At 33.5% G+C, this 22,885-nt stretch carries 21 protein-coding genes and 1 riboswitch; of the genes, 14 read left to right on the forward strand and 7 right to left on the reverse strand.

The annotated features are described in order from the left end of the window. Window positions 1-84: 84 nt before the first annotated feature. A complete protein-coding gene (locus LV89_RS08730) occupies window positions 85-1,182 on the forward strand; it encodes an acyltransferase family protein (RefSeq protein ID WP_109742499.1) in 1,098 nt (365 codons plus the stop codon). Here the strand turns inward: LV89_RS08730 and LV89_RS08735 are convergent. Further along, window positions 1,179-1,712, reverse strand: coding sequence for an acyl-CoA thioesterase (locus LV89_RS08735; RefSeq protein WP_109742500.1), 534 nt, complete (start codon window positions 1,710-1,712; stop codon window positions 1,179-1,181). The genes LV89_RS08730 and LV89_RS08735 overlap by 4 nt on opposite strands. Before the next feature lie 173 nt (window positions 1,713-1,885). Here LV89_RS08735 and LV89_RS08740 point away from each other — a divergent pair, with 173 nt between their 5' ends. The 7 genes from LV89_RS08740 to LV89_RS08775 all read left to right on the forward strand — a co-directional run bounded on the left by LV89_RS08740 (window position 1,886) and on the right by LV89_RS08775 (window position 8,646). Next, window positions 1,886-2,566, forward strand: a complete 681-nt coding sequence (locus LV89_RS08740) for a response regulator transcription factor (protein ID WP_109742501.1) — start codon at window positions 1,886-1,888, stop codon at window positions 2,564-2,566. 105 nt (window positions 2,567-2,671) lie between these two features. Beyond that, window positions 2,672-2,945: riboswitch (cobalamin riboswitch) on the forward strand. A gap of 181 nt (window positions 2,946-3,126) precedes the next feature. Beyond that, complete coding sequence (locus tag LV89_RS08745) at window positions 3,127-5,106, forward strand: TonB-dependent receptor plug domain-containing protein (protein ID WP_158279544.1); 1,980 nt, start codon at window positions 3,127-3,129, stop codon at window positions 5,104-5,106. Window positions 5,107-5,180: 74 nt separating this feature from the next. Beyond that, window positions 5,181-5,768, forward strand: coding sequence for a DUF6580 family putative transport protein (locus tag LV89_RS25695; RefSeq protein ID WP_229201493.1), 588 nt, complete (start codon window positions 5,181-5,183; stop codon window positions 5,766-5,768). Between the two features lie 143 nt (window positions 5,769-5,911). Then, window positions 5,912-6,844, forward strand: a complete 933-nt coding sequence (locus LV89_RS08760) for an ABC transporter substrate-binding protein (RefSeq protein WP_109742505.1) — start codon at window positions 5,912-5,914, stop codon at window positions 6,842-6,844. A 169-nt stretch (window positions 6,845-7,013) separates the two neighbouring features. Further along, on the forward strand, window positions 7,014-7,718 hold the full coding sequence (locus LV89_RS08765; protein WP_229201494.1) for a Dph6-related ATP pyrophosphatase: 705 nt from the start codon (window positions 7,014-7,016) through the stop codon (window positions 7,716-7,718). Continuing rightward, window positions 7,719-8,360 carry a Dph6-related ATP pyrophosphatase gene (locus tag LV89_RS08770; protein WP_109742506.1) on the forward strand — a complete coding sequence of 214 codons (642 nt, stop codon included), beginning with the start codon at window positions 7,719-7,721 and terminating at the stop codon, window positions 8,358-8,360. Window positions 8,361-8,439: 79 nt separating this feature from the next. Beyond that, window positions 8,440-8,646: a cysteine-rich CWC family protein gene (locus LV89_RS08775; protein WP_109742507.1), complete on the forward strand. Its 207-nt coding sequence runs from the start codon at window positions 8,440-8,442 to the stop codon at window positions 8,644-8,646. Window positions 8,647-8,704: 58 nt separating this feature from the next. Here LV89_RS08775 and LV89_RS08780 read toward each other — a convergent pair whose 3' ends face one another. Continuing rightward, window positions 8,705-9,808, reverse strand: coding sequence for an Mrp/NBP35 family ATP-binding protein (locus LV89_RS08780; RefSeq protein WP_109742508.1), 1,104 nt, complete (start codon window positions 9,806-9,808; stop codon window positions 8,705-8,707). A 267-nt stretch (window positions 9,809-10,075) separates the two neighbouring features. Here LV89_RS08780 and LV89_RS08785 point away from each other — a divergent pair, with 267 nt between their 5' ends. The 5 genes from LV89_RS08785 to LV89_RS08805 all read left to right on the forward strand — a co-directional run bounded on the left by LV89_RS08785 (window position 10,076) and on the right by LV89_RS08805 (window position 15,272). Further along, complete coding sequence (locus LV89_RS08785) at window positions 10,076-11,089, forward strand: histidine kinase (protein ID WP_109742509.1); 1,014 nt, start codon at window positions 10,076-10,078, stop codon at window positions 11,087-11,089. Then, window positions 11,086-12,117, forward strand: a complete 1,032-nt coding sequence (locus LV89_RS08790) for a sensor histidine kinase (protein ID WP_109742510.1) — start codon at window positions 11,086-11,088, stop codon at window positions 12,115-12,117. Before LV89_RS08785 ends, LV89_RS08790 begins: the two co-directional genes overlap by 4 nt. A 362-nt stretch (window positions 12,118-12,479) precedes the next feature. After that, the gene (locus LV89_RS08795) at window positions 12,480-13,496 is read left to right on the forward strand and encodes a histidine kinase (protein WP_109742511.1); all 1,017 of its coding nucleotides are present in this window, start codon (window positions 12,480-12,482) and stop codon (window positions 13,494-13,496) included. 212 nt (window positions 13,497-13,708) lie between these two features. Continuing rightward, on the forward strand, window positions 13,709-14,521 hold the full coding sequence (locus tag LV89_RS08800) for a sensor histidine kinase (protein WP_158279546.1): 813 nt from the start codon (window positions 13,709-13,711) through the stop codon (window positions 14,519-14,521). Between the two features lie 4 nt (window positions 14,522-14,525). Continuing rightward, window positions 14,526-15,272 (forward strand): LytR/AlgR family response regulator transcription factor, encoded by a 747-nt coding sequence (locus LV89_RS08805; RefSeq protein WP_109742513.1) that lies wholly within the window; start codon window positions 14,526-14,528, stop codon window positions 15,270-15,272. Window positions 15,273-15,443: 171 nt separating this feature from the next. On the opposite strand, the gene serA is transcribed toward LV89_RS08805, so the two are convergent. The 3 genes from serA to LV89_RS08820 are packed head-to-tail and all read right to left on the reverse strand — an operon-like array spanning window position 15,444 to window position 19,044. Beyond that, window positions 15,444-17,354, reverse strand: coding sequence for a phosphoglycerate dehydrogenase (gene serA, locus LV89_RS08810; protein ID WP_109742514.1), 1,911 nt, complete (start codon window positions 17,352-17,354; stop codon window positions 15,444-15,446). A gap of 22 nt (window positions 17,355-17,376) precedes the next feature. Beyond that, the gene (locus LV89_RS08815) at window positions 17,377-17,976 is read right to left on the reverse strand and encodes a hypothetical protein (protein ID WP_109742515.1); all 600 of its coding nucleotides are present in this window, start codon (window positions 17,974-17,976) and stop codon (window positions 17,377-17,379) included. Between the two features lie 27 nt (window positions 17,977-18,003). Further along, complete coding sequence (locus tag LV89_RS08820) at window positions 18,004-19,044, reverse strand: YheT family hydrolase (RefSeq protein WP_109742516.1); 1,041 nt, start codon at window positions 19,042-19,044, stop codon at window positions 18,004-18,006. A gap of 272 nt (window positions 19,045-19,316) precedes the next feature. Between LV89_RS08820 and LV89_RS08825 the strand changes: the two genes are divergently transcribed. Beyond that, entirely contained in the window at window positions 19,317-20,561 is a 1,245-nt protein-coding gene (locus LV89_RS08825) for a tetratricopeptide repeat protein (RefSeq protein WP_109742517.1), read from the forward strand. 162 nt (window positions 20,562-20,723) lie between these two features. Here the strand turns inward: LV89_RS08825 and LV89_RS08830 are convergent, their stop codons facing one another. Beyond that, window positions 20,724-22,076 carry a M20/M25/M40 family metallo-hydrolase gene (locus LV89_RS08830; protein WP_109742518.1) on the reverse strand — a complete coding sequence of 451 codons (1,353 nt, stop codon included), beginning with the start codon at window positions 22,074-22,076 and terminating at the stop codon, window positions 20,724-20,726. Between the two features lie 288 nt (window positions 22,077-22,364). Further along, a complete protein-coding gene (locus tag LV89_RS08835; protein ID WP_109742519.1) occupies window positions 22,365-22,877 on the reverse strand; it encodes an RNA polymerase sigma factor in 513 nt (170 codons plus the stop codon). Between the last annotated feature and the right edge of the window lie 8 nt (window positions 22,878-22,885).

Consider the following 22,885-nt stretch of genomic DNA (forward strand, 5'->3'; position numbering starts at 1 on the left):
TACTATTCTGGTTTATTTTCAACAATTCAGCGTAAATTTGTTACAAAGAATTGCCCATAATGTGTTTCGCAAAATAAAATAAATATGAGTGTAATCCCCAATAATCGTAACCAAGCCATAGATTTTTTAAGAGCCATTGCTGTATCGTTAACCCTTTTTAGACATTATGGTATTAATTTATTTATGTACAAAATTGGCTGGGTTGGGGTAGATTTATTCTTTGTATTGAGTGGTTTTTTGGTTTCGGGTTTGTTGTTTGGAGAATTTAAAAAAACAGGGAAAATTGATTTTCTACGCTTTTTTGTTCGTCGTGGCTTAAAAATCTACCCTTTATTTTACCTGTTAATTATTATTTATGTTATTCAAACGAAAATTGACCCCATTGCTAAAATAGATTATCATGCCATTCAAGTAGAAGCTCTTTTCTACAAAAACTATGTAGGTGGCAATGCTTTTTGGATTCATACTTGGTCGATTGACGTAGAAGAACATTTTTATTTATTACTTCCGCTTTTATTCTTAACCTTGATATTTTTCAATAAATCAAGTCAAAAGCCTTTCAAGGTTATTCCTTATTTGTTTGCTGTAATTGCCCTAATATGTTTGGCTCTCAGAACTTACGTAACCCTTACTCAGCCATTTTCGCATACTACTAATGTTTCTCCTACACATTTAAGAATAGACTCGTTACTTTTCGGAACATTATTGTCCTATTTTTATCATTTTCACCGTGACCAATTAACAGATTTTGTGATAAACAATAGACAAAAACTTAGGATAGGAAGCCTAATTTTACTGTTGCCATGTGCCATTTTTTGGGATGAAAACCCACAAATGACCACTTGGGGTTTTACGTCTTTATATTTAGGTTTTGGCGGAATATTATTGTTGAGTATTTATTCTGAAATAAAACTATCTCCATTTCTTGAAAAAATATACAATGGCATGGCAAAAATGGGTTTGTATTCATACTCAATGTATATCATTCATTGGCCTTTGATTTGGTGGTTTATTCTACCCAATGGAGGATATTTAGATGCTCACTATCCTGTTAAACTTTTGGTGTTTTTTGTGTATTTCGGAGTTGTTTATTTATTGGGATGGTTACTGTCTAAAACAATTGAAATTCCATTTTTGGCATTACGGGATAAACTTTTTCCTGCCAACTCCAAATCAATTTAAGAAGTAATAAAAGTACCTTCTGCTAACTCCTTTTTAATGGTTTTGATACGGTCATTTAAAGTAATATGCTCAAAATCAATGCCCTCAACGCATATAGCATTTAAGAAATTTTCCACTTCTGGTTGATGATTGGTTTTCTTTCCTGTGCGTACATCAATGTATTTTGAGGTCGTCCAAAGTACCGCACGAACGGTTTTACAGTCGTGGTCAGTCATGACAAATTCTGTCACTAAAGTATTTTCGTTATGATAAATGGCCGATGAAATTATCTTGACCCATTCACTCACTTTTGCAGAAGAAACATACGCAATTTGATGGTTATAAACGACCCAAGATGTTTGATTATGAATAAAATAATCATTGTAGTCAAATTGATAAACCTCTGCTACTTGGTCTTCACGAGCATTGAAAAAATAGTCGAAATATTTGGCATTATTCAAATGTTGAAGTGGGTCACAATCTTGAAAACGAATAACTGCTTTTGAATATAATTTCTTGGGATAAGTTTTATTGGAATCTAATTGGAACATGTCTTTATCTTGATGAATGATTAGTTTTAAAATATCAACACAAAGTTAGTTTATAAGCGTGGTTGAAGGAGGGCAAAATAGAATGAATTGTAAATATTCTTCAAAACCCCTAAATTAGCAAGTAAATGTAGTTCGATTCACTGAAATCGAAAACATATTCAAATAAAAACCGAATGACAAAGATATTATTAGTTGAAGACGACGATAGTTTAGGTTTTGTGGTAAAAGACAATCTCGAACAAGAAGGCTACGAAATAGACCTACAAACAACAGGAAAAGCAGGACAAAGAGCCTTTCAACAGAATCAATACGACATTTATATTCTTGATGTGATGCTTCCAGAAATGGACGGTTTTACGCTTGCAGAGTACATTCGGAGTACAGGAAGTGATGTGCCAATTATTTTCCTGACGGCAAAATCGTTGAAAGAAGACCGCATCAAAGGCTTAAAATTGGGTGCGGATGATTATTTGACAAAACCGTTCAGTATTGAAGAATTGGTTTTGAGAATCGAAGCCATTTTAAAACGTACAGGAAAAAAGACCAATCAACAACCTGTGACGGTACATACACTTGGTAAATATACTTTTGATACCAAGAATCTTAAACTAATCTTTGAGGATAAAATTCAAGACCTAACTCACCGAGAATCAGACCTTTTGGAGTTTTTGGTTCAACATAAAAACGAAACTTTGTCGAGAGATAAAATCCTGATAGCCATTTGGGGCGACGACGACTATTTCAAAGGTAGAAGTTTAGACGTTTTCATTACTCGACTTCGTAAATATATTAGCCAAGACCCAAGCGTTAAATTAACCAATGTTCACGGCGTTGGGTTTAGATTAGAGGTGTAAAATGTAGCATGGGAATCCTTCCCATGTGAATTATAAGTATTCGTTCAAAACACGCCTCACGGGAAAAAATCCCGTGATACCATAATATTTTTCAAATTTCCCACTACCTTTGCATCAGTTTATGGTGCTTTCTATTCGTTATCGAACGAATTTAACGCTTAATAGGGAAATCGGTAAAAGCCGATACTGTCCCCGCAACTGTAAGTTTTACAAAGTCATTACCATTCTTCAATAACCACTGGGAACAGTTGGCAGTAAGCAGTAAACAGTAAACAGAGTTAATTTCTGATAGCTGATAACTGATAACTGATAACTGAAATCGGGAAGGTTCAGTAATGATAAAACGAGTCAGGAGACCTGCCATTAAATCATTCTTGATTTTTGTTTACGGAGGATGAACAAAATTGAGCGTTAGAATTTCTCTTTTTTTAATCAAACATTACATCATTTTAGCGTCAGAAGAGCAAAATCTTCTCTGATTGGTTTTGTTATTTTCGTATTTCTATGCAAAAATAATCAAGTCAATTACTAATTTCTATGTATTGTTAACCCTTCAAATGTTGAAAACTTTACAAAAAATCTTTTTATTCGTGGGCTTATGTTTTGCCCAATTTACTTTCGCTCAAAACAACGTATCAACCGTTGCTAATAAGAACTTAGATGAAGTAATTATTACTGGAAACAAAACAGAACAAAAACAATCACAAACAGGAAAAGTGGTTACGATTCTTTCTGATTCTATTCTACAAAAGTATCAATCTCAGACGATTACAGAATTATTGACTCGTCAAGCAGGATTTATGATTGTGGGTTCACAAAATACATCTGGTACTAATCAAGACGTGTATTTGCGTGGAGCAAGTACAGGAAATACTCTTATTTTAATTGACGGAATGCCCGTTTATGACCCTTCTGGAATCTCATCAAATTTTGACCTCAATATGATTACCGTTGCAGAATGTGAGCGTATTGAAATCTTGAAAGGGGCTCAATCAACGCTTTATGGTTCTGATGCTGTGGCTGGTGTGATTAATATTTTCACGAAAAAAGGAAAATCAAATCAACCAATCAGTGGTAGTGCTTCGGTAAATGCAGGTTCTTATGGAACTTACAGAGCAACCGTTGGGATTAATGGAGCTTTTAATAAAGGTTATTACAATGTTCAATACACTCGTTTGCAATCAGATGGTTTTTCGGCAGCCTTCGATAAAGATGGTAATAAAGGATTCGATAATGACGGAATTCGTCAAAATAATATCTTAGCCAATGTTGGATATAATCTTACTAAAAACCTTCAAGTAAAATTTCGTACTTTAATCAATGGCTACAAAAACGATATTGATGCAGGTGCTTTTGCTGATGAAAAAGACTATACCATCGACCAAAAATTCAAGATGTTTGCTTTGGGTTTAGTTCATAGTTATGCAAAAGGTAAATTGACGTTTAATTACGGATATAGCAAAAGCGAGAGAAACTTTGTGGATGATTCTACCTCAGTAGAAAAAGGAGCTTTCAATAAGTATGTTAAACAGTTTTACGGAGGCGATACTCACTACGCAGAAATTTATAACTCTTTGAAAATCAATGATGATTTTGAATTGGTAGCAGGTGCAGATTATCGTTTTGCTAATACAGACCAAACTTACGTGTCATACAGTCAATATGGGAAATATGCTTCGCCAGCTCTTGGTGCAGATACTGCTAAAACCAATATTTTCAGTGTGTATGCTTCGGGATTATTGAAAACAAATGCTGGGTTTTTCTTAGAATTGGGTGGACGTTATAACAATCATTCTTTGTATGGTAGCAATTTTACCTATTCATTTAATCCATCTTATTTGATTGACGACCAATTGAAAGTTTTTGTCAATCTATCTTCTGGTTTCAAAGCTCCTTCGTTATACCAATTATATTCTCCTTACGGAAATAAAGGATTGAAGCCAGAAAAATCAGTTTCTACTGAAGCAGGTATTCAAGCCTTCTCGAAAGATAAAAATTCAAATATCAGAGTGTTGTATTTTGATAGAAACATAAAAGATGTTATTTATTTTGAGTCTCTTTCAAAAGCCCCTTATGGACGTTATATCAATTTTGATAAACAACATGATTATGGTTGGGAAGTTGAAGGGAAAACGCAAATCGGGAAGTTTAATTTATGGGCAAATGTAACGCTATTGCAAGGAGCAATTACTACGCAAATTGCCAAAAAAGATACTACTTACAACAACCTTTTCCGTCGTCCAGAAAGCATTATTAACTTCGGTATTGGTTATTCTGTTTCTCCTAAATTGTATGTTAGCACCAATTTAAGAAGCATCGGAAAACGTACTGACCGTTTTTATAATAGTGCAACTTTCAAGACAGAAAGCGTAACGCTAAATGCCTACACAACGCTTGATTTTTATGCAGAATATAAATTTACAAAAAACATTAAGGCTTATGTGGATTTGAAAAATATTACTGACGAACAATATTTTGATGTTTACGGCTATAATAGTCGAAGATTTAACTTTATGACAGGTCTTAGTATAACGTTTTAATAATCCAGATTTAAACGCAAGCTGGGTTTGAACCCAGCTTGCGTTAGTCCAAATAATCAATACCCCCAACTACCATGAAACAGACATTAAAACCTCGTTTTTTAACGCTTTTATTTTTTATTTTGGTAATGGCTATTATCAGAATTCTGAATGTCGAAAAATTGACTTCTTTCAATGAATACACACCTTTGGGTGCTATGTGTATGTTTGGAGGAGCGTATTTTTCCAATAAATGGAAAGCCATTTTGTTTCCGTTGGGGATGCTTTTGGTGAGTGATTTGGTGATAAATAAAGTAGTTTATCAAGGCAAATATGGCGTAATGTATAGCGGTTGGTATTGGATTTATGCCATATTTGGGCTGATTACACTTTACAGCAAACAAATTTTGCAAAAGATAAATGTAAAAAATATTTTCATAGCCGCTATTTGTGCGGCAGTTGGACATTGGGTTTTGGCAGATACTATTGTGTTTATCGGTGGCGGAACAGATTTAAGAACGATGCTTCCATTGAGCCGTGATTGGGCTGGTTTACAACAATGTCTCATTCAAGGATTTCCATTTATGAAAAACTTTTTGGTGGGTACGTTAGCATATAGTGGATTAATGTTCGGGGCATTTGAATTATTGCAAGTACGTTTTCCAAAATTAGCGATAGCGTAGCTTCATGGTTCTATTTTTTGGAAAATCAGAAACAATCACTGCATGATTAATGTAAAAGTTGTGATATGATTTACACACAAAACGCTAATTGAACTAACGCAGGCGGGGTTCAAACCCCGCCTGCGTTCTATAAATCATAAAAAATGAAAGCCGTTTCCTTCCTTCCTGCCGCAACCCAGATGATTTACGACATGGGTTTGCAAGACCTTTTGTATGGCGTAACGTTTGAATGCCCCCAAAAATCTCGAACAGAAAAAGAGATTTTAGTTCGTTGTGTTTTGGAAGGTAAAGACTATTCGAGTGAAGAAATTGACCGTATTTTTTCTGCTTCAAAAGCACAAGGAAAAAGTCTTTATTATGTAGAAGAAGATAAACTACAAGCCATTGCACCCGACATTGTTATTACGCAAGACGTTTGTGAAGTTTGCCAAATTGATACCAAATGCACCCAAGCGGTCATTGATAATCTTGAAAAAACACCTCTCATCATCACATTAACCCCCCAAAGCTTGACTGATGTATTTCAGTCTGCCATCACAATTGCTTCGGCATTGGGTCGAGAAGAAGCTGCTTTTCATTATTTGGCGAATCTTCAGAACCGAATAGATACCGCCATTGACATTCTCCGAGAACATCGGGCTTTGCCGAAGCGAGTGATGGTCATGGAATGGATTGAACCAATTTATAACTGTGGACACTGGATTCCGCATCAAATTGCGTATGCAGGTGGTGTGGATATGTTAAGTAATCCTTCGGGAGATAGCATTGTGACTTCTTGGGAAAAAGTATTGAAATACGACCCCGAAGTTTTAGTCATAGCTCCTTGCGGTTTTGAAACCAAGCGGAGTTTAGAAGAATTACACCTGTTAAGTTCCCAAAAAGGTTGGGAAAATCTGCAAGCAGTACAAAATAAATCGGTTTATATCCTTGATTATGATTTATTTACCCAACCAAGTGCCTCGACCTTAGTAAATGGTATCGAAATTTTGGCAGCATTATTTCACCCTACACTTTTTAATATTCCTGAATCATTGAAACACAAAGTTTATGCAGTTTTCAATGAAATTTTAGTTTAACAATAACACATTAAATAGCCTCTAACTTGTTCATTGGTCTGGTGCGAAAGTGTCAGACCAAATTTATATTAAAATGAATTGTGCTGATAATGATTCAAAAGTTAGTATTCTTGGAAAATAGTAAAGCCTGTCTCTGTCACCTAAAAACTCAACCCCAATTACTATTCAAATGCAAAAAAGAGCCTTAATGAATTGGTCTGGAGGGAAAGACTCAGCCCTTTCTCTTTATCATATTCTTCAAAATAAAGAATACGAAGTTGAATATCTTTTAACGTCCTTGAATGATTCTTTCAAAAGAGTTTCGATGCACGGCGTTCGGGAAGAGTTGCTCGACCAACAAGCTGAAAATATTGGTATTGATTTGGTAAAATTGCGTTTGGCAGAAACTGTTTCGATGGAAGAATATCAAGCAAAAATGGCTGAAACTATGCAACCATTAATTGAATCGGGGATTGAATATTCTATTTTTGGCGATATTTTCTTGGAAGATTTACGCCTACATCGAGAACAACGTTTGGCAGAAGTAGGCATGAAAGGTGTTTTCCCAATCTGGAAACGCCCTTCTTTGGAATTATTAGATGAATTTTGGGATTTAGGTTTTAAAACAATTGTCGTTGCCATCAATGGAAATCAATTAGATAAATCATTTTGTGGTAGAATTCTCGACCGTGATTTTGTCAAAGATTTACCACCAACGGTTGACCCTTGTGGTGAAAATGGCGAATTCCATACCTTCGTTTTTGAAACGCCTTATTTTAAAAAGCCCATTAAATTTGATATTGGAGAAACCGTTGATAAAACCTATCATTTCAAAAATTCAGACGGCGATGATTTAACTTCGACTTACTTTTTTACAGATTTGATTCCTAAATAAATGAACTTAATTTGCTCATGGTCAGGTGGTAAAGATTCTTGTTTTGCTTTGATGCAAATGAATCAGCAACCAGCAGTTTTATTAAATGCTTTGAATGAAAACGGAGAAATTAGTCGCTCGCACGGCTTGCATACGAGCATTTTGCAAGCTCAAGCCAAGGCAATGAATGTTCCGATTGATTTTATTTCAGCAACTTGGAGTGATTATACAGGAAATTTTATCCAAAAACTCCAAGAACTTAGCCAGCAATATGAATTAACTGATGCTGTTTTTGGTGATATAGATATTGACGTTCACCGAGAATGGGAAGAGAGCGTTTGTCAATCTGCCAATCTAAATTGTCATTTGCCTTTATGGCAAAAAGACCGTAAGGGTCTGGTTTTCAGTATGATTGAATCAGGAGTAGTAGCCATGATAGTTTCTTGCAATGACCATTTAGGGCAAGGGTTTTTAGGTAAAATAATAAACCCAGAAACCATTGTGGCGTTGGAAAGGAAAGGAGTAGATGTATGTGGCGAAAATGGCGAATTTCACACAGTAGTATTAGATTGTCCACTTTTTGCCAGTCCAATAGACGTTATTTTAGGTGAAAAAAAGAGTAATGGAACGGGTTATAATTTCTTGGAGTTAAGGATAAAGTAGAAGTTGAATTATCATATTAGACTTTCCCAAAGTTCTTTTTTACTTTCGGGAAGTTCAGAACATACGATAAGTTATAAATATGGAAAAACACGTAGCAGATAGTTGTCCAAGATGCGGAGAAATTTTCACTTGTAAAGTAAATAATGTCTTGCAATGTGACTGTATGAAATTGGTTTTGACCAAAGCCGAAACCGAATACATTGCCGATATTACCGAATGGGAATATGATGGTAATTGTCTGTGTAATAAGTGTTTAATAGAATTGAAAGGCGAAGTGAAATCATAATTTGATGTTCAATGTTTGTTAATTTTTAATACAAACATCGAACATCGAATAACAAAAATTATACTCTTACCTGTACAGGTTGCGTTTTTGCTTTATTGGCATTTCTAATGGCTACTTGCTGAGCCAATAAATTAGCTGATTCACGGAAAGCCGTAGCGATAACGCCTTCGTCCATCACCGCAGGGCGACCAGCATCTCCAGCCTCACGAATGCCTTGAACAATTGGAATTTCGCCTAAAAGTTCAGTCTCAAATTTAGTAGCTAAATTCTTTCCCCCATCTTTCCCGAAAATGTAATATTTATTATCAGGCAATTCTTCTGGTGTAAAATACGCCATGTTTTCAATTACACCCAAAACAGGAACATTAATTTGTGATTGACGGAAGAACATCAATCCTTTGGTAGCATCTGCCAAAGCCACTTTTTGAGGTGTTGTGACGATAACTGCACCCGTTACAGGAACTAATTGTACCAAAGAAAGGTGAATATCTGAAGTTCCCGGAGGAAGGTCAATCAATAAATAATCTAATTCTCCCCAATGTGTATCGCTAAAAAATTGACGTAAAGCCTGCGTTGCCATTGGTCCTCTCCAAGGCACAGGATTATCTTGTGGTGCAAGAAAACCCATTGAAATCATTTTGATTCCGTACTGCATGATAGGCTGAATCATGTTTTTGCCATCAACTTGGTGAACCATTGGTTGCATATCTTCAGCCCCAAACATGACAGGAATAGAAGGACCTGAAATATCGGCATCAATAATACCAACCTTTGCTCCAGATTGTTTAAGAGCCATTGCTAAATTGGCAGTCACCGTAGATTTTCCAACCCCCCCTTTACCAGAAGAAATAGCAATGATATTTTTTACATCAGGCAAAAGCGTTCCGCCCATACGAGAAGAAGTAACATCAGCCGTCATGTTTACCACCACGCTCAAATCAGGTTCAACGTGTGTATGAATTGCATCAACACAATCTTTACGGATTTTTTCCTTCAAAGGACACGCAGGAGTAGTTAGAACAACCGTAAAACGGACTTCACCCACACCCAATTCAATGTCTTTAATCATATTGAGCGTTATTAAATCCTTTTTCAAGTCAGGTTCTTGAACGGTTGATAACGCTCGAATAATATCTTCTTTTTTTATTTTTAAATCACCCATGATTTTAATGAAATAATTAGTGAATTAGGGATTGATGTTTGACATCATATCAATCTCCAATTTTAATGTACAAAGATACGGCTGAAAATTGGAAGGAGAGTTAGAAAAAGAAAAAAGGCTTCGTAACTACTAAGGGCTTCTTTAAGTGTTGATACAGGATATAAGGCTGTTCACCCCGATTAAAGGCTATTTAACGTAATAAAATGATTTTTGAAGTATTGAAAGTTTGATAATTGATAATTTTGTTTAAAAGTTGTAATAGGTAAAATGGATAAAAGGAGAAATCATATCATTTTTTGGGTAGGGTATTTTTTATTGATTAATGGGATAAGTATTTGTGCAAGAATTGGGACTGGCTCTTTAACGATTCCATTTTTTTTAAGAATTTTTGTTGGAGATGTCACAACTCTATCTCTCACATATTTATATTTGAATATTTTATTTCCACGTTTTTTAACTACTAAAAAATATTTATGGTTGCTTTTGGTGAGTTTGGGTTCTTATTTTTTAATAGTTTCAGGTATTTATGGATTGTTTCGGAGTTTACAGCAATTATATCCTCAGATATTTTCTTCGGTTGAATTTTTACAAGAATTTATAAATGTAATATATTCTTTTTTTAGAGTCCTTAATATAACATTTTCATTTTGGATTTTTAAAAAATTATTAGCTGAACTTGAGCAGAAGAAAGAAAAAGAAAAGAAATATTTTACCTTGAATAAACATATATCGAATGCTGAACTGATGAGCCTTAAAAACCAAATAAATCCTCACTTTTTTTATAATAGCCTTAATTTTTTATACGCACAGTCGATTCCTTATTCAGTCAAACTTTCAAAGAGTATTCTTTCCCTTGCTGATATGATGAGATATTCTATCAGAGATAATGATGAAACTAATACTATACCCTTAGAACAAGAAATAGCTTATCTTGAGAGATACATCTATTTAGAAAATATTGAAAGTCAGAGTAGCTATCAAAGTCAATTGATTGTTATGGGTAACGTCAAATATAGACGGATTGTACCATTGGTATTACAGCCTATTTTGAGTAGTAGTTATCATTTTGGGAAAGAGGTGAACATTGGAATATCAATAGAAGAAAATCAAATACAATTTGTATGTACCTATACCAAAAAACAAGAAATAGAGATAAGTGATATTGATGAGTTTCATAATGTTTTAAGACGTAAAATGGTCAATAAATATTATCAGAGTTTAAGTGTAAACTATACCCATAATACAGAGTTATATAGCATTTTTATTGTCATTTTATCATGAAAAACTTAAAATATCATATAATTTATTGGGCTATATTTTATGTGTTGTATTGTATATTACATTTTGGTATATATGAAACAGAAGTTTATTGGTATCCCTTTTTTATAATACTATTGAATTTATGTATGTATATAATACCCTATTATATTTCTCTTTTATTTATAATTCCAAGGTATTGGGAAAAAGGGAAATATAGTTTGACAACCATTCTCTTTTTTATGTCAATATGTTTTACACATTTTTTTATCCATTTTTTTTACACTTTTTTTAAGATACCTATTCCAAGGGGAGATAACTCTAATGAGTTATCAATGTTGCAAGATTTTTTATTTATGATGAATATATTTATTCTTACACTCCCCTTTGCTTTTACGTTATTTTACATAGGGAAAATAGAAAAAGAAATAAAAGCTCAACAAATAATAGAACTGGAAAATTTTCGACTCGAACAATCCATTACACAAACAGAATTAAACAATCTCAAAAATCAAATTAATCCAGATTTCTTATTTCGTAAACTAAACCATTTTTATCAAGAATCTATCATTTATTCTCCAAACCTCTCAAAAGGAATTGCCTTGTTAACAGATATGATGCACTATGCAATTGATGAAGAAGATGCTAATGGAAAAGTGTTACTAATAAAAGAAATTAAACATATTCATAATTTTATTGAAATAAATCAACTAAGATTTGATGGACGCTTATACGTTGATTTTGAAGTAACTGAGATTGATAATAAGCATCAAATTATGCCTTTAGTTTTGATAACATTTGTTGAAAATGCCTTTAAATATGGAGAATTATTTGATAGTGAAAACCCGCTTAAAATACAAATAAGGGTTGTGGATAACGAGTTGCTGTTTTCTACTTTTAACCTTAAACGTAGAGGACCAACTGAATTATCGGAAGGGATAGGGATTGTAAATACACAAAGACGATTAGCTCTGGGGTATCCATTTAAATATCAGTTAAATATTGTAGAAGACTCGAAATTGTATAAAGTAGATTTAAGTTTGATTCTTTAATAAATTAAAAAGGCTTGTAACGAATTACAAGCCTTCTCTTTTATAAAATGTGCAGAGACTGATTTATATATTGAGGACAATGCTGCCTGTGTAGAATACCCTTGTAGAACCCTTAATTTTCCTAAAGTTGGTTTTATGTTTTCAAAAAAAAAAATATATTACACGAACCCCTCAATAAAAATGACTAATTGGGCAAAAACAAGGGTAAACCGATTTTAGGAGATTTTTGGTTTGAAAAGGTATTGGTACATTATGGAAAGGAGTTAATCAATGATTTTGACTGTTTCATGTAAAAAACACTATTTATTCTCAATGACTATTTTAGAATTGGTAATTTTGAGTTAATCACATGAACATACTAAATGGATAAAAAGAGAAATCATATAATTTTTTGGGTTGGGTATTTTATGTACTATTATTTTATGTACTATTATCTTGTAAAAGATTTGATTGATGAAGGTACTTTTACAATAAAGGGTATTTTCGTAAGTGTATTTAAAATAAGTTTTGGCACTGTGGTATCATTTTATATTCTAAACTTAAATATTTTTCCATCCACTTTACCCTTAAAAAAATATTTTAAATTATGTTTTTTTGTAGCAATACTTGTTTTTTTAATTTTTGAGATTAATTATCAAGTTGGACAATTGTTTCATTACCTCTCTCCTCAAGATATTCCTTCTCCTAATATTGGAAAAAGTATTAACCTTACAATTCTTTCGATACAACATTCTTTTGCTTTTGCTCTTATTTTTTGGTTTAGTAAAATTTTTATTGCGAATGCAAAATATCAACGTTTTCTTCAAGATAAACAAAATGTATTGCGTAATAATATTTTAAGTGCAGAACTATTGGCACTAAAGAATCAGATAAATCCTCATTTTTTTTATAATATGTTAAACTTTTTCTATGCCCAATTTTTGCCTTATTCTAAAAGTACATCAACTGCCATTCTTAAACTATCAGATATGATGAGATATACAATTAGGGATAATCATTATGAAGGCAAAGCATTATTGGAAAATGAAATAAATTATTTGAAAAACTATATTGATTTGGAAAATGTAAATAGATATTCTGATGTAATTGTTGTTTCTATCAATGGCAATCCTACCTTCAAAAAGGTTAGACCATTAATATTTCTACCTATTTTGGAACATTGTTGCTTGTTTGGTATGCAGATAAAACTAAAAATGGATATTGACGATAATTACGTAATGTTTTCAGGTTATTATATTAAAAAAAATAATGTAACCATCCCACATATTCTTGAAAGTGTAGAAAGTATTAAGCAAAAAATATCCTATTTTAAAGAATGTAATATCATGTTTAGTCATACAGAAATGGAGAATAACTTTCAAATGTCGATAGTGCCATGAAAAGTTTGAAATTTCATATTATTTTATGGACAATAAATTATTTGTTTCATTGTGTAGGGCATTTTACTGGTTCTCCTACAAAAATTTATATAGTATCTCTTCTTATTATTTTATATAATGTACTTGTAAAAACGATAGTTTTTTACATAACTCTATATTGTATTATACCCTTATATTTGGAAAAAAAGCAAATCTCGAAATTTATTCTATTAATGATTTTTAATATTGGAGGAGTTGCTTTTGTGAGTGTTTTAATGAATAATTTTCTTCCTGTTGCTGAAGGGGATAAATCAGTTGACCTTACATTTATTGAAAATTATGTGGCTAATTTAATTGATATATTGGGTGTCTTCCCTTTTGTTTTTGTATTCTGGTATGTTAATAGAATTGTAACACAAGAACGCATTAAAATACAAATTGAGCAAGAAAATCACTATCTCGAACAATCTATTATAGAGACTCAGTTATATAACTTGAAAAATCAAATTAACCCTGATTTTCTCTTCCGAAAATTGAATTATTTTTACCATGAATCGTTGCCATATTCTCCCAATCTATCAAAGGGAATTTCTTTACTAACGGACATGATGCACTATGCAATTGACGATGATGACGATAACTTGAAAGTCTCTTTACAAAAAGAAATAAAACATATACAGAACTTTGTTGAAATCAATCAATTGCGTTTTAATGGACGTTTACAAGTAGAATTCGATATAGTAGGAGTCGAAAAGAGGCATGAAATTATGCCCTTGATTTTGATAACTTTTGTTGAAAATGCCCTTAAATATGGAGAATTATTTGATAAGAATAATCCGCTGAAAATAAGATTAAAAGTTGAAGATAATAATTTATTCTTTACTACTTTTAATCTTACCCGACGAGGCCCCAAGGAGGATTCTGAAGGTATTGGAATTGATAACACACAAAAGCGACTTTCTCTGGGATATGTTGATAATTATAGCTTAGATATCAAGCATGAACCAGAATTTTATGAAGTGGCTTTGTATATTAAATTAGAATAACACTATGATAAATTGTTTAGTAATTGATGATGAACAGGCAGCGATTGATGTCATAAAATTTCATGTCAAGAGTATCCCTTTTTTAAATATAGTAGCTGTAAGTCTTGGACCTGTGGAGGCTTTGGAGATAATTTATACTCAAAAAATAGATTTGATTTTTATTGATATTCAAATGCCTGAACTTTCGGGATTGGATTTCATAAAACTAACTAAAGGTAGATGTAAATTTATCCTCACAACCGCTTATAAACAATATGCACTTGATGGATATGAACATAATGTGATTGATTATCTATTAAAACCAATTTCTTTTGAACGACTTTTACAGGCTGTACAGAAGGCTCAGGATATTTTATTTCCACCTACAATTCCTATTGAAGTTCCTTCAAACAGTGGCATAAAAACGAAGGATTTTATCTTTGTGAAAACCGATAACCGAATGCAAAAAATATTCTTTTCGGAAATCCTTTTTATTGAAGGGTTAGGAAATTATGTAACTTTTAATACAACCAAAGGTAAATTTGTGTCACTTTTGAATATGAAAGATTTGGAAGGAAATGAAACGTTGCCACACGATAATTTTTTACGTGTTCATCGTTCATTTATTATTTCTTTGGATAAAATTGAATATGTAGAAGGCGGAAATATTTACTTGGACAAAGATACTCCAATACCGCTTGGGGATACCTATAAAAACTTGCTTTGGACGGCTCTGGATAGTAGAATCGTTCCTGCTAAAAAGAGTTATTGACATTTTTATTTACCTGTACCGCTATGCAATAGAAAGCCCCAATCTGAAAAGAAAGGGGCTTTATCATTTTCTAACTATATGTGAAATCAGTACGTGTTTGATTATGTTGTAATAGCTTGATTAATAGCGAGTTTCAATGCAAATGCCCAACAACTAAATCCCAATGCCTATTTAATACAATAATCTAAACTTAATTGTATTATCAATTCCTTTCAATTCTGCTACAATTTCGTCGGCATATTCTTTTGAAATATCAGTGATAACATAACCGATTTCGTTGGTAGTTTTCAAATATTGACCTTTGATATTTACATTATATTTGGCAAAAATATTGTTGATTTTTGCTAAAATACCTGGTACATTTTGGTGAATATGCAACAAACGGTGAGCATCTTCCAACGGAGGTAACTGCAATTCAGGGAAGTTCACAGAACCATACGTGCTACCATTGTTCATGAATTGTAACAATTTACTTGGTACAAATTCGCCAATATTCGCTTGGGCTTCTTCAGTTGAACCTCCTACGTGTGGTGTTAAAATTACTCTTGGCAAACCACGCAATTCATTGATAAATTCTTCGTCGTTTGTTTTTGGTTCGTAAGGGAAAACGTCAACTGCCGCACCCCAAACTTTTCCTGATTTCAAGGCATTTACCAAAGCAGGAATTTCAACTACGTGTCCACGAGAAAGATTTATGAAAATTACATTGTCTTTCATTTGAGCAAATTCACGTTCACCAATGATGTTTGCATTTGATTTGCGTCCATCTACGTGCAGCGAAATAAAATCAGAAATGTTTAATAATTCTTCTAAAGTTTTACATTTCTTGGCATTTCCTAAAGCTAATTTATCAACGGCATCGTAGAAATAAACTTGCATACCCATAGCTTCTGCAATGACAGAAATTTGTGTTCCGATGCTTCCGTAACCAACCAAACCTAATTTCTTCCCTCTGATTTCGTAAGAATTTTTGGCAGATTTATCCCAAACACCTTCGTGCATTTTGTTCGATTTCGTCATGATGTCACGGGTCAAAATAATCATTTCACCGATTGCCATTTCTACTACCGAACGAGTATTTGAGTAGGGAGCATTGAAAACTGCAATACCTCTACGCTCGCATTCGTCCAAATTGATTTGGTTTGTTCCGATACAAAATGCACCAACAGCCATCAAACGACTTGCGTTTGGATGTTCCAAAACTCGTTTCGTCAGGTTTGTTTTTGAACGTAAACCTAAGATTGATACGCCTTTAATTTTCTCAATTAATTCGTCCTCATCCAAAGCTCCTTTCAATAATTCTACTTGAAAACCTTCAATTTTAAATGCTTCAACAGCTTTTGGGTGAACGTTTTCTAATAATAAAACCTTAATTTTTGATTTCGGATACGACTGTGAACGACTTAACCCATTGATATACAAAAACTCATCAAATGAATGTACGATTTCGTCTGCTTTGTCGGTAACTTTCTGGCGTTCAACGTTTTCTGTAAAAGCAAAAAACTTGTTTGCCAAACCCGCTTCACGCATTTCGTAATCTGTGTAGCCGTCACCAATTGCGTAAATATCTCCCTCAAAATCAAGCGATTGCAATAATTTCACCTTGCCTTTATCTTGTGATAACAGATTGCTTTCGTCGTAACCTGTAATGTTTCCTTCTTCGTCGTAAGTGAAAGTATTAGCGAAAACATTTTTCTCTAAAACACCCATTGAAGCAGCCACAGGCACAATAAAATCCTTGAATCCAGACGATACAATATAGATATTTTTAGTATTTTCACGAATGAAGGCTTCGTTGCGAGCAAATGAATCAGAGATTTTTCCCATCAAAAACTCAATCAACTCCGTTACGTGCGAGCTATTAGCAGGCAAAAGAGCTACTCTTTCTTTCAAGGATTCCGCAAATCCGATTTCGCCAGCCATACCTCTATCAGTAATAGCTTTAATCTGACCTACAATTTTGTCTTGGTCTTTATGACCTTTCAAGGCAATGGCTGCCAATTCGTCAAGTCCTTCAACTTTAGTAAAAGTTGAGTCAAAATCAATGACGAAGTTAATTTCTTGTGCTGTGTTGGTTAACATTTATTTTTTAATCTTTTATATTTCAATACTCCTCAACAATGGTCTGTAAAACTCCCAATAATTCGGGTAAATTTCTGATGGAATAATATTCTGTATCCTGATAAGCAATCATATTTTCTAATTTCAAAAACTGCCATTCTGTCCCGATAGAAACTGCTCCATAAACTGATTTTTGCTCCTTCCCTTTTCTTTCATTAAAGATTTGAGCGGCATACATAGTGGCAATACATTGCGGAATTCCCAACTCGAAATTATCATTTTTTGCTTCAATAATGCTGATAATTGGGGCTTCAATCATGGGTGAATCATAGATGGCTGAAATCAAATAATCACAAAAACCTTTTAAGCCGTTTTTTTCATCTACATCAAAGTTATAGCCTGAAAAGTAGGTTAATTTCTTTAAATTTTTCCTTACAACTTCATTTAATATTGGCGAAATAATCAGTTCACATTTAGCTTTTTCGGTTGCCATTGGGAGCTGAGAATTAAACGATAAAGTTTCTAATAAGTAATCACTGGGCTTTGAATCAACTATTTTTCCAAATATTTCAGTTCTCTTTACCTGAATACCAAGATTGATTAAATCTTCATATTTGTATTTTGAATATGATTTTGGATTCATACTTTTATTATTTAATTAGTTTTAAATTTAACCCATCACCCACTCCAAAGCTCGCTTCTCCGACCATAAAATGCCTTGATAATCAGCTTGATAAAAGCCACAATGTCCGCCCATTTCGGGGGCTTGAAAGTGAACTTTGTCTAAATGCTTTACTTTTTCAAAAGGAAAACAGTCTTTTGAGAGAAAAGGGTCATTTTGGGCATTAACGATTAGCGTCTGGACAGTAATTTTATCCAAAAAGTACAGCGAACTATTACGCTCGTAGTAATCTTCGGCGTCTTTAAATCCATGTAGTTGTGAAGTGTAACAATCATCGAAATCTTTTAATGTTTTGATTTTCGGGATGTTTGAAGTATTTATTTGAAACTCAGGATAGCGTTGAGATTTCTCCTGTATTTTCTTTATCAAGGATTTGTTGAATCGTTTGGTATAAAGCCAACCGATTGTCTGACTGCTACTTGACAGGTGCAAAGGTACTGAAAAAACGACCGCTTTTTGGACTTCTGGGTAAAGATTTTGCCCTTTTTCGCCCAAAAATTTGAGGGTCAAATTACCTCCAAGACTGAATCCGACTAAATATATTTTTTGATAACCCTTTGAAATAGCGTGTTTTATCACCGTGTCTAAGTCGTCGGTTGCTCCGCTGTGATAAAAGCGTTTGGTTTGATTGAGTTCGCCAGAACAACTTCTGAAATTCCAAGCCAGACAATCAAAACCATTGGTATTGAATTGTTTAACCATGCCCGTGATGTACTGCCGATTTGAATCGCCCTCAAGACCATGTGAGAGAATTACGATTTCGGATTTACGATTTACGATTTCGGATTTTATGGAATAGCCCTCTTTATCTTCAATCAATGTTTTCTCGTTGAATAATCCGTAATCCGCAATTGAAACTCCGTAATCCGAAAAATCTAAATCCAAAAAATCACCATCGTGTGTACTAATTCTTTCACGCAAGTAGTTCACCCCCTCAACTTTACGAAATACAGATGGGTAAATCGTTTGTAAGTGACCTTCGGGCAACCAAAAAGGTGCTTGATAATCAGCGTGTTGGATAACTGGCATTTGTTTCAGAATTAGACAATGAAGTTACAGCCAATCTATTAAATGTTCAATATTTATTGAGAAAATCAATGTTTTTTCATGGAATAGTTAAAATAAAAAGAGCAAAGACTATCTCCTTTACACTCTTTATGAATCTTTATATTTTATTCAATTGTTTATTCTGAAACTGTTTAGCCACAAATGTGCTTCAATTATTATGCACATTTGTTCTTCAACTAAAGTTTTAGTATTTTCACCTAAGAAATTAGTTTATACTTAAAGTCTATTCAATTATGAAAAATCTTCACATTATTCTGCTAATTATTTGTTGTTTATTTTCTGTTAGATTATTCGCTCAAAATGAAAATAATTCTATCAATGATTTAATACAGAAAGGTCAATATGCACAGGCACTTTCGTACTTAGAAAAACTCAATATTGGGGATAGTACACAAAGTGAAATTTTACAAAAACAAGCTCTTTGTAACTTCAAATTAGGTCGTTTGTCGCAAGCTAAAAAATTGTATTATTCTGCTTTGAGTAAATCGCCATTTTCTGCTGAAATTTTACTGCAAATTGCGGTTGTAGCTGAGAAAGACTATAGTTTGGTAGAAACACTTAAAACGTTCCAACGTTTAAACCAACTTGACTCAACAAATACCTATTATTTAAAAGAATTGGCTCGGATTAATGCTCGAATGGAGCGGGCAAAATTGGGTATTTCTTACCTTCAAAAAGCCATCGAAATTGATAATAAAGATATTGAAAGTGTGGTTAGTTTAGCCAATTTGTACTTAAATGATTCTAAAGATGATTTAGCCGAACCTCTTATCATTAAAGGATTCGAACTGGATAGTTCTTCTATTAAAGTGAGACACCTAAGAAGTAGGTTATTTTACAGAAAATCAGACTTTTATGGAGTGAAAAATGATTTGCTGTTTACTATGTCTTTAGGTGACTCTACCAGTTTTTATCAGAGATTGTTAGGTACTGCATTTTACCAAATGGATAGTATTCCACAGGCAATAGCTGTTTTTAATCGACTTTTAAAGATTGGAGAAGATACCGAAAATGTAAGGGCTGGTTTAGCATTTGCTCAGTTGAAGTCCACTGAAAATAATGTGGATATTTTACGAGAATCTACTGATAATTTCTATTTAGCAATCGACTTAGGGAAGTCTGACCGATTGACCGATTACGAATTGGGTCTTGCAGATATTTCCGATAAATTAGGGCAGACAGAAACTGCTATTCATCGTTTTCATAATTTGGTCAACTCACGTCCAAAAGCTACTTTTAGATTAGCTGAAATATATGAAAAAAAGAAGAATGATAAAGAAATGTCTTTAATCTTTTATCAGGAGTATCTTAGAGTTTGTAGAACAATGAAAAAACCTAACGCCGATTGTAATTTTGTGGATTTGGCAAACCGTAGAATTGCAAATTTGAAAACCAATAAACCGACGGAAATCCCTAAAGTTATAGTTGCAAAAGATTCAGTTGAAATGGTTGTTGATACAGTCCGTAATGATGAATGAAATTAAAACGGAATTATCAACTATTCGTCGTACAACCGCTGACAGTGGCTTTTTTGCCCATTTTCTTGATTTTGCCAAATAGTAGATAGTTCCAAATAAAAAAATGCTTGGCAATTTCATATCGCCAAGCATTTTTTTATTATCACGGGAAGGATTCCCGTGTTACATTCCAACTTTTGGTAAAACGGGTAAACTTTCGTTCCCGTCTTCGCTAACTGCTTGAACTGCAAAGAAATAATGGTCTTTTGAGTAGGGGAGGACGATTCCGTTTTTGGTCGTGAAAATCTTTTTTTGCCAAAATGGTTGATAAGTTTCACGCATTAAAACGTAATAACCTTTTACTTTTCCTGTTTTGGGTGCTTGCCAAAATAATGTTGTTGAATTTGTTAAATTTTTGGTATCAATTGTTAAGTTCTGAACCGTTGCGGGTGCTTTTGCCAAGTTTGAAAGCGTTGCTAAGTTCATGGCTGTATTTTTACGGAGATATTCAAAGTCCATTGCCTCTGGAACATCACCGAATTTGATACCTTTTTCAGTACGTAAATCTTGGTGTTGATGTTCGTAATTTTCGTTCATTTCCGTGATTCTAACCGCTGGGAAGCCTTTTTGCACAAACGGCGTATGGTCGCCACCACGCAAGAAGCGGTCATTTCTGTAAACCATCACTACTTCTAAATTATCCACATAACGCTCACCAACTTCTTTCGCATAACGTGCTAATGTACGAGCTTTTCCATCATTTTCTTGTCCAAAATTACGAATACTGATTGCTTTTTTATCTAATTCAAAAAATGGCAAACCTTCACTAAAAATACGAATTCTGGTATTGTCGATGATATTTGTTTCGTTAGAATTATTTGAACCCATGATGTCATTATTCAAAATGCCTTCAATGTTCCATTTTTCTTCAAATGCTTGATTGGCAAGGTGTTCTGCTCCTAAAAGTCCTTGTTCTTCGCCACTCACAACCAAGAAAATTACTGTTGCAGGAAATTTTGCTTTAGCCATAACTCTTGCCAATTCAATCACGGCTGCCGTTCCCGAACCATCATCATTTGCTCCTGGGGCATCAGCGGTGCGGTTCATTACGTTTGAAACTCGACTATCAATATGTCCCGAAACCAAGAAAATGCGGTCGTCATTGGGGTCTGTTCCCTTCAAAGTTGCCATCACGTTACCCATTTCTATCTCGGCATCTACTCTTTTTCCGTCGGGTTTGAGTGTCCACGAGTCAATTTTTGCCGTCATTCTGCCTTCCGACTGTTTGGCAAATTCTTGAAAGCGACTTAAAACCCAATTACGGGCTGCTCCGATTCCTCTTTTTGGGTCAGTTGTGGTGCTTAATGTGCTACGAGTGCCGAAACTGACTAATTTCAAAATATGAGATTTCAGACTATCGCTATTCACTTCTGCAACCATATTTTCGATGATTGGGTCACGTTGGATAACCTTTTGGGAAAATGCCGAAGTAAAAATTGTGGTTGAAAGTAGGAGTGTTGTAAGCTGTTTTTTCATGGAATTATTGGTTGTTTTTTGGTTTGATGATGAATTGATAAAAATACGATTTGTTTCTAATAAATGCGTGATTAGTACAAATAATCGACTGTTTTAATTTTGAAATTGAGTCCTAAAAAACTTATAAACAAAAAAGTCAGACAATGCCTGACTTTTTGTAAACTTTCTTCTGTTAACCAAAAAACTAATCAATTAAATTATATTAAAATGCCTGATTTTAGTACCATCAGTAAAATTGATAACAGTTTTATGGAGTTTGTTGATGAAATATAACTCCTTGTTAATCAACTAATTTGAGTAAGCATACATATATAATCTATCCTTTAATTCTTTTCTTGCAATGTGAATTCTATTTTTTACTGTCCCAATTGGAATATCTAATTTTTCAGCAATTTCATGGTATTTGAATCCTCTGAAATACATCATAAAAGGTGTTTTATAGGCATCATCAAGTAGTCCAACTGCTTTGTTAATATCATTCATGGCAAAAGTGCTAATTGCCATATTATCTGTGCTACTTTCTACGGAATTGATAAAATGTAAGTTATCAGAAGTATCAATGAAAGTATTTTTTCTCACCATTCTTTGATAATTGGTGATGAAAGTATTTTTCATGATTGTATATAACCATGCTTTCAAATTAGTTCCTTCTGTGTATTTATCTCGGTTAGTAAAGGCTTTGAGTAAGGTATCTTGCAACAAATCATTTGCTTCTTCATAATCTCTTGTGAGCTTCATGGCAAACGGTTTTAATGATTTAGAAACCTTACCTATGTGATATGTGAATTCTAAGGCTGTCATTGTATTAG

The sequence above is a fragment of the Arcicella aurantiaca genome, from assembly GCF_003148625.1.
Classification (GTDB): Bacteria; Bacteroidota; Bacteroidia; order Cytophagales; family Spirosomataceae; genus Arcicella; species Arcicella aurantiaca.